Raw genomic sequence first — 11,761 nt, forward strand, 5'->3', positions numbered from 1 at the left:
GTCCAGGGGGACCGCATGACCGGCCCGTATCCGCCGCAGGGCCCGTACCCTCCGTCGTACGGCTACCCGCCGCAGTACCCGCCGCCGCCGGACAGCAACCTGGTGTGGGCGATCCTCGCGACCGTGTTCTGCTGCCTGCCGCTGGGGATCGTCGCGATCGTCAAGGCCAGCCAGGTGAACACCTTGTGGTACCAGGGATACGCGGCCGAAGCGCACCGCGCGGCGGACGAGGCGCGCAAGTGGGCGATGTGGTCGGCGCTCAGCATCGCCATCCTGATCGGGCTGTACGTGCTCGTCGCGCTCGTCGTGCTCTTGATCGCCGGAAACGTGCTCTGGTTCCATTGAGCACCGTCTACACCGGACAGCCGGCGCGCGGAACCCGTGCGGTGGCAAGGGCTCTCGCCGGTCCCGCGGCCGCGGCGGGCGGGATCGGCCTGGCGTGCGTCGCGGTGTGGCTCGGCGATCCGACCACGCCCGGCGGGCCGCTTCCGGTGTGCCCGACGAAGCTGCTTTTCGGGATCGACTGCCCCGGCTGCGGCGGGATGCGCATGGCGTACAGCGTGCTGCACGGCGATTTTTCCGCGGCACTGCACTACAACGCGGTGGCTTTGGTGTTCGTCGCGCTGTTCGCGTGGAGCGGTCTCGTGTGGACGACGGGACGGCTGCGCGGCGCGCCGATGCGGTCCTGGCTGCACTGGCGCTGGACGCCGCACGTCGTCGCGGTCGTGTTCGTCCTGTGGTTCGTGGCGCGCAACATCCCGCTCGCGCCGTTCACCAGCCTGTCCGTCTGAGTTAGCCCCGTTTTCGCCGTCCCCGGAACTGGTCCGGGGGCCGTCGCGTCCCACTCGTGACCCGATGCGGACACCTGCTCGGCCCAGCCCGGTTGGACGAGGTACGCTCCCGCGCACTGACGTGTCCACAGCGGCCGCGATCAGTGCTCGCCTGCCGAGACCAAAAAACGAGGGGGACACTCGATGACCTATCCCTACGGCCAGCCCGGCGGCCCGCCTCAAGGCGGACCGTCGTTCGGCGCGCCGCCGGGACAGCAGGCACCGGGCTACCCCCAGCCGTACGGCCCCGCCCGGGTCTACGCGGACTGGGGCCAGCGCGCCGGCGCCTATCTCATCGACTTCGCCCCGCTGCTGGCCGGGATCCTGATCGCCGTGCTCGTGTCGCTGGTGTCGGGCGTCGCGGGCACGATCGTTTATCTGCTGGCGATTCTCGGCAATCTCGCCTGGACGGTCTTCAACCGCTGGATCAACGGCGGCAACACCGGGCAGTCGCTGGGCAAGCGGATCGTCGGCATCACACTCGTCAGCGAGGCGACCGGCGAGCCGATCGGGGCCGGGATGGCGTTCGTCCGCGACGTCGCGCACGCGCTCGACAGCATGGCGTTCGCCCTCGGTTTCCTGTGGCCGCTGTGGGACGACAAGGCGCAGACGTTCTCGGACAAGATCCTCAGCACCGTCGTGGTGCCCGCCGACCCCTCGCCCTCGGGCGCGCCGGGCGCGGGATTCGCGCAGCAGAGCGGATTTCCCGGCCAGCACGGCGGGTTCGGGCAGCCCGGCGGTTTCGGGGGCGCCGCGCCGCAGCCGGGCTTCGGGCAGCCGGGCGGTTTCCCCGGGCAGCCGGGTGCCGCGCCGGGGTTCGGGCAGCCGGTCTCGGGCGGGTTCCCCGCGCAGCCGAACACCGGATTTCCCGCCGCACCAACCGGATTCGGGGCTCCGCAACCGGGATACGGCCAGCCGCCGGTCCCGGGGACCCCGCCGCAGCAAGGATTCGGGCAGCCGGGCGTCCCGCCGCAGCCCGCGTTCGGGCAGCCGGTTCAACCGCAGCCCGCGTTCGGTCAGCCGGGGCAGGCGCAGCCGGGCTTCGGGCAGCCGCCAGCCGCACCGGGTGCCGGGGGATCGCCGCAGCAGCCGGGTCCCACGGCGTTCGAGCAGCCCGAGCCGACCCAGGTCGTGCGCCCGGCCGCGCCTCAGCAGTCACCCTCCGAAGCGTTCGGCGCCGCCGAACGCACCCAGGTCGTGAAGCCGGCAGGCGAGCCGGAAGCGACGCAGATGATCAAGCCGGAGACACCGGAACCCGGTCCGGCACAGTCCTGATCCGCACCGGATCACGGAAAGCACGGTAAGCACGAGAAACTCGGGGGAACCCAGATGACCAATCCCTACGGCCAGCCGCAGCAGCCCCAGCAGCCCTACGGCGGCCAGCCGCAGCAGCCCTACGGGCAGCAGCCGTACCCGCAGTCCGGCGCGACGCCGGCGCAGCCGTACCCGCAGCAGCCCTACGGCCAGCCCGCGCCGTACGGCCAGCCCGCTTACGGCGGCCAGCCCGGCGGCGACATGAGCGCCATCAAGGACTACAAGGGCTGGGCGATCGGCTGCATCTTCCTGATGTGGATCGTCGCGATCTTCGCGATCATGAAGTCGAACGAAGTCCAGACGTACAAGATGCAGGGCAACTACGCGATGGCCCAGCAGTCGTCGCAGACGACGCGCACGCTGTGCCTCGTTGCCACCATCATCGGCGCGCTCGGCTGGGTGTTCGCGATCATCATGATCATCATCAGCCTCGTGGCCGCGTCCGAGGTGCACAGCTACTACTGCACCGGCAGCTACTGCTGAACCAGGGTGTCCCGCCCCGGCATCGACCGCGAAGTGCGACGATGTCGGGGTGGTGAACCTCTACCGCGACACCGGGGTGGTGCTGCGCACGCACAAGCTCGGCGAGGCCGACCGGATCGTCACCCTGCTCACGAGGCGGCACGGCAAGGTCCGGGCCGTCGCGAAGGGCGTGCGGCGCACGTCGTCGCGGTTCGGGGCGCGGCTGGAGCCGTTCGGGCACGTGGACGTGCAGTTCTATCCCGGACGGTCGCTCGACGTCATCACCCAGGTCGAGACCGTCGACGCGTTCGCCCTGCCGCTGGTGGCCGACTACCAGCGCTACACCGCGGCGTCCGCGATCGCGGAAACCGCGGACCGGCTCTCGGCTGAAGAGGGCGAACCGGTTCTGAAGCTGTACCTGCTGGTCGTAGGCGCTTTACGAGCCTTGGCCGGCGGGCAGCGGGACGCGTCGCTGGTGCTCGACGCGTTCTTCCTCCGCGCCATGGCCTACGCGGGCTGGGCCCCGGCGATCACCGAATGCGCCCGCTGCGGCCTGCCCGGCCCGCACGCCGCGTTCAACGTCGCCGCGGGCGGCTCGATGTGCCCGGACTGCCGCATCGCCGGTTCCGTGCATCCCTCGCCCGAGGTGCTGACCCTGCTGGACGCGCTGCTGCAGGGGGAGTGGGCGGTCGCCGAATCGTCGCCCGGGATCACCCGGCGGGACGCGTCCGGCCTGGTCGCGGCGCATCTGCAGTGGCATCTGGAACGGCAGCTGCGGTCGCTTCCGCTCGTGGAGCGGCGTGCCCGGGAGGCCGCCGGGCCGGGCCCAGTAGGGTCGGCCGGGTAGAAAGTCCATTCTTCAGGAGGCCGCGAGTGCTGCGCAGGGGACGGGAGACCCGCTCGGCGGGGTACGAGCAGCGGGCGCCGGAGCCGCATGTCTCGGGCGCGAAACCGCCGGAGATCCCGGCGGACCTGGTGCCGAAGCACGTCGCGCTCGTCATGGACGGCAACGGCCGCTGGGCCAACCAGCGCGGCCTGCCGCGGATCGAGGGCCACAAGCGCGGCGAGGCCGTGATGATCGACGTCGCGAGCGGCGCGGTCGAGATCGGCGTGAAGTGGCTGTCGGTGTACGCGTTCTCGACGGAGAACTGGAAGCGCAGCCCCGAGGAAGTGCGCTTCCTGATGGGCTTCAACCGCGACACCATCCGCCGCCAGGTCGACTATCTCGGTTCGATCGGCGTCCGCATCCGCTGGGCCGGGCGGCGGCCGAAGCTGTGGGCCAGCGTGATCAAGGAACTGCAGATCGCCGAAGAGAAGACCAAGAACAACACCAAGCTCAACATGACGATGTGCGTCAACTACGGCGGCCGTGCCGAGCTCGGCGACGCGATGCGTCGGATCGGCCAGGACGTCGCGGCGGGGAAGCTCAACCCGGACAAGATCGACGAGCGCACCATCGGGAAGTACCTGTACCAGCCGGAAATGCCGGACGTCGACCTGTTCCTGCGGCCGTCGGGGGAGCAGCGGACGTCGAACTTCCTGGTGTGGCAGTCGGCGTACGCGGAGATGGTCTACCAGGACACGCTTTTCCCGGATTTCGACCGGACGCACCTGTGGCAGGCGTGCCTCGACTTCGCCAAGCGCGACCGCCGGTTCGGCGGCGCGGTGGACCAGGCAGGGAGCACGAAATGAGCACCGCGGAAGCCGCCGAGACCGGAGCGCTGCTCACGCGGGCGCGCGAGGCGCTGGAGCGTTACCTGGAAGTCCACGTCGACGACGACGGCGCGATCACGTTTTCCCACGCGGACGTCCCGTGCGTCATCCAGGCGACCCGCCTCGCCGACGGCTTGACGGTCCTCAGCCTGACCTGCGTGGTGGCGTGGGACTTGCCCGACGATCCGGCGCTGGCGGTCGCGGTCGCGGAGCGGGCTGGGCAGGGATTGTTCGGGACTCTGGGCGTCGGCCACACCGAGCGGGGGGTGGATGTGACGCTGCGGTACGCCTTCCCGGCGGAGGGGATGGAACCGTCGCCGTTGGGGACTTTGCTGATGCTGGTGGTTTCTACTGCTTCGCAGCTGCGGACCGAGCTGCCTGGGGTGGAGGCTTGAGCCGGGTTTCTGTTTCCTGACCGGGCTTGGGGCGTGGCTCGGCGGGGTGTCGCCGTGTCCGAGTCGTCGTGGTTCGGCCTCGGCATCTGCGCTGGCGCTTGTCTGCTCAGTCCTCGCGGACTGGCGGCGGCTCGCTGCCTGAGTGCCTTCGGGCGCCCGTGAGCGTTGCTGATGCCTCGTTGGCGAATCTCCTTAGCCCGAACCACATTTCGGATCCCGGCCCGCCTCTGTCGCACGCTGAAGCCGCTCCGCCCGCAGGTGCCTCTCCCACATCACGGATCTCCCGAGCCGGACCGAACTTCGCGACTTGACCAGTTCGCCGCTGTGGTCCGTCGTCTGCTCGGTTTCGCTGCTAGCTTCCGCGTGCTCCACCACTCGCCTCGGCTTCGGCCGCGCACCGCGTCCCCAGGCCGCCACTGGCCCGAAGTGTGACTCCGCCGCGCCATTCTCCGTGCTGGCCGCTTCGCTTCGTGTTCCGTTCTGTGCTCGCCTTCGCCACCCCGCGCATCCTCAGCTCGGCTTTCCACTCCGGGCTTGTCATAGTCGGCTGTTCTGCTGTCCGCTTCGGAGCTCTGCCCGCGCGTGCCGCCCTCGCCAGCTCGATGTACCCACCCCTTCAGCCCAGGCCGCCCTCGCCAGCTCGCGGTGTCGCTCCGCCGCCACCCCCTCAGCCCAAGCCACCCTCGCCAGCCACCCCTTTAACCCAAGCCGCGCCCCCGCCCGGAGACTCCGCCGCGCCTCGCTCCATCCCTCGCCGCCCGCCCGATTCCACCCCTTCCTCCCTCTCAATCGGGTGATATTCACGCAAAACCGGCGCGAGGGGTCCCCCCGCGACACCTGCGGCTGGGGTTCTGTCGGACCCGGCTGGCATCATCGCCTTCGTGGAAACCCTTTCCAACAACGCCGCCGAGGAGCGCCCCCGCACGCGGCGGTTCCGAATCAGTTCCATCGAGATCCTGTGCGCCGTATTGCTCGTGGCTGTCCTCGCGCAAAGCAAGCTCCAGGACCTCTTCGACGTGCCCGCGCTGCGCACCGGATCCACCGTCTTCGTCGCGGTGTGCGTGCAGGCGCTGCCCTTTCTCGTGCTCGGCGTGCTGATCAGCGGTGCCATCGCTGCCTTCGTGCCCGCCCGCGCGCTGGAACGGGTGCTGCCGAAGAAAGCGTCGGCCGCGGTCGGCGTCGCCGGGCTGGCCGGAGTCGCCTTGCCCGGCTGCGAATGCGCGTCGGTCCCGGTCGCGCGCCGGTTGATCGGCCAAGGCGTCGCACCCGCCGCCGCGCTCACCTTCCTGCTCGCCGCACCCGCGGTGAACCCGGTCGTGCTGGTGGCCACCGCGGTCGCGTTCCCCGGTCGTCCGGAAATGGTCTTCGCGCGGTTCGCCGGCTCGCTCGCCACCGCGATGGTGATGGGCTGGATCTGGGCCCGCTGGGGCAAACTTTCCTGGATCACCGAACGAGCGCTGCGCCGATTGCCCGACGTCCAACCAGGACAGCGATGGCGCGTCTTCACCGAAACCGCCCGCACCGATCTCGTGGAGGCTGGCGGATTCCTCGTCCTCGGCGCGCTGATTTCCGCGTCCCTCAACGTTCTCGTGCCCGCGAAGTGGTTCGAAGTGTTGTCCGGACAGGTCATCGTCGGCGTCGTAGTGATGGCGGTTCTAGCCGTAGTCCTCGCGCTGTGCAGTGAGGCTGACGCCTTTGTCGCCGCCTCCCTCACCGCCGTGCCGTTGCTGCCGAAGCTGGTGTTCCTGGTGGTCGGTCCCGCTGTCGACGTCAAGCTTTTCGCTTTGCAGACAGGCACTTTCGGCCGATCCTTCGCCGCACGGTTCGCCCCGGTCACCTTCATAGTGGCGATCGCCTGCGGCACCATCGCCGGCGTGATCTTCCTCGGAGGCGTCCGATGAGGCGCGAAACCCAAAACGTCCTGCTGATCCTGCTCGGCGGCGCCTTGGTGAAGATCGCCCTCAACGGCGACTACCTGCGCTACGTAAAACCAGCCCAGCAACCATGGATCATCGCCGGCGGCGCAGTGATGCTGGTGCTAGGCGCGACAGCCATCATCCGCGACATCACGGCCGCACGCGCCGCGGCGAAAGCAGCCCAAGAATCCGAAGCGGACACGGAACATCCCGACGCCCACGGCCACCACCATCACCCGGCACGCTCAGCCTGGCTGCTGGTCGTCCCGGTGCTGGCGGTATTCCTGGTCGCCCCGCCCGCTCTCGGCGCGGATTCGGTGACCCGCACCGAAGCCCGGCTGCCCGCCAGCGCCGCGACGACGTCCGCGGCCGCGTTCCCGCCACTCCCCGCCGGAGCGGTGGTGCCGATGGCGATGAACGAGGTAGTCACGCGCGCGGGCTGGGACGCCAACGGAACCATGAACGGACGCACCGTCGAAGTCTCCGGCTTCGTCGTCCACACCGGAGGCCAAACCCTGTTGGCCCGCCTGGTAATCAGCTGCTGCGCAGCCGACGCGGCCCCCGTCACCGTGCACCTCAAGGGCGGCGATGCCGACCGTTTCCCGAGCGACACCTGGCTGCGCGTCGCGGGCCGAATCGTCCCGGGCACCGCGACCGAGTCCAACAGCTACACGCCGGACCTGGTCCCGACGACAGTAGAGCGGATCACCGCGCCGAAGGATCCGTATGAATACTGAAGGGAGCAACGCCCCCAACTCCTCAGTCGCGACCGCCTCGGAACGCGGACCGCCGCACCCACCCGCCCGGTGCACCTGAGCCAGTCGACTGATCCCGAAGCGGTTCCGGTTCTCGCGTGCCCACTCAAGCCCCCTGCCGCTTGAGACGGCACCCGAACGGAACCTGACAGTGACCGGTCCGCACAGCTCAGAGTTGCGAAACCCTGCGGCCAGACAGCCTCACAGCGGCACGGCCAGCCCGAAGCGTGCTCCGCCCCGCGACGACCCCGCCGCTCCGGCCAGCCCCGGACCGGTTCCGCCCCGGACCGAGTCGGCTCGCCCGCCCATCGGTCCTGAGGGCTTCCAGTCGCACTCGGTTCGGTCGTTGCTGGGATGGCGCAGCAGCCATCCGACGGCAGCACTGCTGAGCCGAAGGGACTGGATCGCCGACCAGTCGGCGATCCGGAATGTCCCGGACATTCGCAGACCGCGCTCGCTGTCCGAGCGACCAGCTCGCGTGCTCAGCCACCCCGCGCAGTCTGGTCTGTCGCGGAGCAGTTCGCCGCCGTGCTCGGCAGCTCGCATGCTCGGCCAACTGGAACGCCCCGGCTAGCCCCGGAGCAGGTCGCGGCCAGGACGAGCGCCAGCCCGCGTGCTCGGCCACCCCGCGCTGTCCGCCCGCAGCGGGGCAGTTCGCCGCCGTGCCCGGTAGCTCGCGTGCTCAGCCGACCGGAAGCCCCTGGCCAGCCCTGGAGCGGCTCGCGGCTCGCGGTGGTCGGCCACCCCGCGCAGTCTGGTCCGTCGCGCAGCAGTTCGCCGCCGTGCTCGGCGGCTCGCGTGCTCAGCCGACCGGAGCGCCCCGGCCAGCCGCAGAGCAGGTCGCGGCCCGGACGAGGGTCAGCTCGCGTGCTCGGCGCAGGTGCCGGTGATCTCCACGGTGTGGCTGATCTCGGTGAACCCGTGGTCCGCCGCGATTTTCTCCGCCCAGCGCTCCACCGCGGGACCCTCGACCTCGACCGTGCGCCCGCACACGCGGCACACGAGGTGATGGTGGTGGTGCGACGAGCAGCGGCGGTAGATCGCCTCGCCGGAGTCGGTGCGCAGGACGTCGATCTCGCCCGCCTCGGAGAGCGACTGCAGCGTCCGGTAGACGGTGGTCAGGCCGATGCCGTCGCCGCGCTTGCGGAGTTCGTCGTGCAGTTCCTGGGCCGAGCGGAAGTCGTCGACGGTGCTGAGCAGGTCGACCACCGCCGCCCGCTGCTTCGTGGAGCGCCGGCCGGGCACCGGGACCGGCTTGGGGATCGAGGACATCGTCACTTCCCTTCCTGCACGTGGGCGACCGCGTCGACGACGATGTGCGCCAGGTGATCGTCCACCAGCCGGTAGACGACCTCGCGACCGCGCCGCTCGCCCTGCACCACGCCCGCCGTTTTGAGGACGCGCAGGTGCTGGCTGATCAACGGCTGGGCGACGTCGAGTTCGTCCACGAGCTCGTGCACGCACCGGTCCGCCTCCCGCAACTGGAGCACGATAGCGATCCGCACCGGAGCGGCGAGCGCCCGGAGCAGTTCGCCCGCGTCGGCGAGCACGCCCGGGGGCAGAACCGCCGGTCCGGACGCGGCGGACCGGCCAGCCGAGCCGTCTGCCCGGCCCGCTTCGGCGGGATGCGGCGGGTCCGCCTGTCCGCCGCCGACCGCCTCGTCCGCGGGATCGGCAGCGGGATCCGCGGATGTCTCGATGTCCTTGGCCGCAGTCGTATCCCGGACGTCTGGACTCGCAGCGGCTGTCTCGTCCACGACAGCGGGCTTCACAGACGCCTCGGCGCTCGTGGCTGGGCGTGGTGCGGCCGTCTCGTCTGCGACATGGGGCTCTGCTGACGTCTCGACGCTCGCGGCCGAGTCCGTGGCCGGGCGTGCTACGGCTGTCTCGCCCTCGGCGGGGTTCTTCACTGAGGCCTCGACGTTCCTGGTCGTTGCCGGATTCAGGGCGGCCGAGCTTGGCTCGGCTGCCACGACCGGGTGGATGTGTGGTGCGGATGCCTCGGCGTTCTCGACCGTCGCGGAGCCCGGAGCGACTGAACCCGCCCCAGCAGGACCCGCCCCGGCGGAACTCGGCGCAGCAGAACTTGCCCTAGCGGAACTCGACCCGGCGGAACCCGCCCCGGCAGGACCCGTCCCAGCGGAACTCGGCGCAGCAGAACTTGCCCCAGTGGAACCTGCCCCAGCCGGAGACCCAGCCCCCAGGCCGTCGGACAGGGCGCTCGAAGGTGCCGATGTCATCGATGCCTCCAACTCGCGTCCCGCCGCCCGCCCCGGCCGCTGCCTCCGGGGACGGCGACGGCGCGAAACCGTGGCCAGTCCGAGGGGCGGCGTTTCCGAAGCCGGATGTCATTGCCGATAACCTTCGCCGCCATCGTAGTGTTCCCTTCCCCGGGCCCGGTGATCGCCGGGTCGCGCGGGGACTAGCCTTCCGCGTGACCCGATCGGGTGAGTTCGGGAAGATTTGGCTTGTCGGCTTCGCAAGTCGTGGCGGACGGTGCAAGGTTGTCGCGGGGGCGTTTCGTCGCGTCTCGTACAGTGGCGGACCGCTCGGGGTTGCCGGAGGGCAGTGGGGAGACATGACTCGTTTCGTGACGAAGGCCGCGGTGGCGGCCCTGGTGGCGCTTCCGGCCCTGGCTCCGGCCGCCGCGGCGCAGACCCCGGCCGGGCAGGCCGTCGACGAGAAGACCGGGCCGGTGTCGTTCGCCAACGTGGCGTCCGTCCGCCTCGGCGGCGACCCGCAGCACGGCGGCGCGCTGATCACCGAGACCCAGCGGTCCCCGCTCACCCCCGGCCAGTCGCAGCTCGGCACGGACCGCGTGGCGGTGCCGAAGAACGACGGCGAGCGCAACACCTTCGGCCCGAACTACGAGATCGACCTCGGCAAATACGGGGACAGCTCGGCCAGCCCGTACCCGGCAGGCATCGCGAGCCGCGATCACCAGGTCGTCGCCGCGCTGCAGACCACGCACGTGCCCACCGCGGTCGCGGAGACGAACTACGCGCTGCGTGACAACGGCCGCAAGAAGCCCAAGGCGCTGGACAACACGATGCTGGTCCTCGAAGGCGCGCGCAGCTCGGTCGACTGCTCCGGTCCCGGCAAGGCCACCGGCTCCACCACGGCCGCCCGCGTCTGGGTGCGCGGCGAGGACGACGCGCTGAAGCAGGTCGCGATGCCCGCCAACGGGACGCTCAGCGTCACCGGCCTCAAGATGGGCTCGCCCACGAGCGTGCCGCAGAGCGACCCCGGCAAGACCGTCTCCGACGTCGTCGTGTCCCGCGTTTCCGCGTTCGACCAGCTGATCAAGCAGGACGGCTGGCGCTCCGGCGACGTCACCGCGCAGGCGGGCTGGCGCGTCGAGATCACCACGCACGCGCGCGACGCCAAAGACACCAAGCTGAGCGACGTGCAGACCACCATGGTGCTCGGCGGCGTCAGCTGCTCGATCCCGAAGAACTTCGTCGCCGCGGCGGGCAACGGCTCGGGCAGCGGGGGCACGGTGCAGCAGCCGTCGGTGCCCACCGAGGTCCCGGCCGGCTACCTCGGCGCCGCGGCCGCCACGCCGTCCGACGACCTGCGCCTGCCGCTCGGGTTCGGCCTGCTCGGCGGCGGTCTGCTCTTCGGCGCGGTCGCGATCGTGCTCGGCCGGCGCCGCGCGGCGCGGGTCGTCCGTTCCCGCGGCGAATAGACCGTGTCGCGCACCGTGCTGACGGTCGCGTCAGCGGTAATCGCCGTCCTGGCGATCGCGGCCGGCGTGATTGTCCTGACCTGGGTGCCCGCCCCGACCACGGCCGTCGTGGCCGATCCGCCGCCCGGTTCGCTGCCAGGCGAGGACGGCGCGCCCGCCGAACTGCCCTCGGACGGCCAGGCGATCGGCCTGCAACGCCCCGGCAGCATCCGGCTGCCCGACGGCTCCGAGGCCCGGCTGAAGCGCACCGAGATCACCCAGAAAGGCATCCTGCCGATCCCGCGCGGCCTCAGCGACGCGGCGTGGTGGGGTGCCCGGCTCGGCGCGCAGCAGGGCGCGGCGGTGCTGTCCGGACACGTCAACTGGGCCGGTACGAAGGGTCCCTTCGACGACCTGTGGCGCGTCCACACCGGCGACAACGTCAGCATCGTCGACTCGTCCGGCGGTCGCTGGCTCTACCGCGTCACCGGCGCGACCACGATCCCGAAGGAACAGCTGCCCGCGCAGGCCCCCGGCTGGTTCGCCCAGACCGGCCCGCACCGCCTGGTCCTGGTCACCTGCGGCGGCGACTACGTCGGCGGCACCGAGGGCTACGACGAGAACCGGATCGTCACGGCGGACCTGGTCTCCCGTCCGGACTGAACCGGCCGGACCGCGCCGTTCAGGGCACCGGCCGTTGAACAGCGCC

At 70.9% G+C, this 11,761-nt stretch carries 14 protein-coding genes; 11 read left to right on the plus strand and 3 right to left on the minus strand.

Going from position 1 to position 11,761, the window contains the following annotated elements; translation table 11 throughout:
• Window positions 1-15 precede the first annotated feature (15 nt).
• From ABZX37_RS07280 to ABZX37_RS07320, 9 genes are all read left to right on the plus strand, one after another.
• Window positions 16-345, plus strand: a complete 330-nt coding sequence (locus ABZX37_RS07280) for a CD225/dispanin family protein (RefSeq protein WP_354736895.1) — start codon at window positions 16-18, stop codon at window positions 343-345.
• On the plus strand, window positions 342-791 hold the full coding sequence (locus ABZX37_RS07285; protein ID WP_354736896.1) for a DUF2752 domain-containing protein: 450 nt from the start codon (window positions 342-344) through the stop codon (window positions 789-791). Before ABZX37_RS07280 ends, ABZX37_RS07285 begins: the two co-directional genes overlap by 4 nt.
• Window positions 792-974: 183 nt before the next feature.
• Window positions 975-2,105 carry an RDD family protein gene (locus ABZX37_RS07290; protein ID WP_354736898.1) on the plus strand — a complete coding sequence of 377 codons (1,131 nt, stop codon included), beginning with the start codon at window positions 975-977 and terminating at the stop codon, window positions 2,103-2,105.
• A 54-nt stretch (window positions 2,106-2,159) separates the two neighbouring features.
• Complete coding sequence (locus ABZX37_RS07295; protein WP_344283977.1) at window positions 2,160-2,627, plus strand: CD225/dispanin family protein; 468 nt, start codon at window positions 2,160-2,162, stop codon at window positions 2,625-2,627.
• 49 nt (window positions 2,628-2,676) lie between these two features.
• Window positions 2,677-3,453 carry a DNA repair protein RecO gene (recO, locus tag ABZX37_RS07300; protein WP_354736900.1) on the plus strand — a complete coding sequence of 259 codons (777 nt, stop codon included), beginning with the start codon at window positions 2,677-2,679 and terminating at the stop codon, window positions 3,451-3,453.
• Window positions 3,454-3,479: 26 nt separating this feature from the next.
• Window positions 3,480-4,298, plus strand: a complete 819-nt coding sequence (locus tag ABZX37_RS07305) for an isoprenyl transferase (protein WP_354736902.1) — start codon at window positions 3,480-3,482, stop codon at window positions 4,296-4,298.
• Window positions 4,295-4,714: a hypothetical protein gene (locus ABZX37_RS07310; RefSeq protein ID WP_275294377.1), complete on the plus strand. Its 420-nt coding sequence runs from the start codon at window positions 4,295-4,297 to the stop codon at window positions 4,712-4,714. Before ABZX37_RS07305 ends, ABZX37_RS07310 begins: the two co-directional genes overlap by 4 nt.
• 881 nt (window positions 4,715-5,595) lie before the next feature.
• Window positions 5,596-6,615, plus strand: a complete 1,020-nt coding sequence (locus ABZX37_RS07315; RefSeq protein WP_354736904.1) for a permease — start codon at window positions 5,596-5,598, stop codon at window positions 6,613-6,615.
• On the plus strand, window positions 6,612-7,367 hold the full coding sequence (locus ABZX37_RS07320) for a TIGR03943 family protein (protein ID WP_354736906.1): 756 nt from the start codon (window positions 6,612-6,614) through the stop codon (window positions 7,365-7,367). The genes ABZX37_RS07315 and ABZX37_RS07320 overlap by 4 nt, the downstream gene beginning before the upstream one ends.
• Before the next feature lie 219 nt (window positions 7,368-7,586).
• Here the strand turns inward: ABZX37_RS07320 and ABZX37_RS07325 are convergent, their stop codons facing one another.
• The 3 genes from ABZX37_RS07325 to ABZX37_RS07335 all read right to left on the minus strand — a co-directional run bounded on the left by ABZX37_RS07325 (window position 7,587) and on the right by ABZX37_RS07335 (window position 9,085).
• Window positions 7,587-7,826 carry a hypothetical protein gene (locus ABZX37_RS07325; protein WP_354736908.1) on the minus strand — a complete coding sequence of 80 codons (240 nt, stop codon included), beginning with the start codon at window positions 7,824-7,826 and terminating at the stop codon, window positions 7,587-7,589.
• A gap of 417 nt (window positions 7,827-8,243) precedes the next feature.
• Window positions 8,244-8,657, minus strand: a complete 414-nt coding sequence (locus tag ABZX37_RS07330) for a Fur family transcriptional regulator (RefSeq protein ID WP_354736910.1) — start codon at window positions 8,655-8,657, stop codon at window positions 8,244-8,246.
• Between the two features lie 2 nt (window positions 8,658-8,659).
• Complete coding sequence (locus ABZX37_RS07335) at window positions 8,660-9,085, minus strand: metalloregulator ArsR/SmtB family transcription factor (RefSeq protein WP_354737197.1); 426 nt, start codon at window positions 9,083-9,085, stop codon at window positions 8,660-8,662.
• Window positions 9,086-9,963: 878 nt separating this feature from the next.
• Here ABZX37_RS07335 and ABZX37_RS07340 point away from each other — a divergent pair.
• Window positions 9,964-11,073: a hypothetical protein gene (locus tag ABZX37_RS07340; RefSeq protein ID WP_354736912.1), complete on the plus strand. Its 1,110-nt coding sequence runs from the start codon at window positions 9,964-9,966 to the stop codon at window positions 11,071-11,073.
• Window positions 11,074-11,076: 3 nt separating this feature from the next.
• Entirely contained in the window at window positions 11,077-11,715 is a 639-nt protein-coding gene (locus tag ABZX37_RS07345; RefSeq protein ID WP_354736914.1) for a class F sortase, read from the plus strand.
• Window positions 11,716-11,761 lie beyond the last annotated feature (46 nt).

Origin of the sequence: Amycolatopsis sp. NPDC004079 (assembly GCF_040610415.1) — a bacterium.
GTDB classification, from domain to species: Bacteria; Actinomycetota; Actinomycetes; order Mycobacteriales; family Pseudonocardiaceae; genus Amycolatopsis; species Amycolatopsis halotolerans.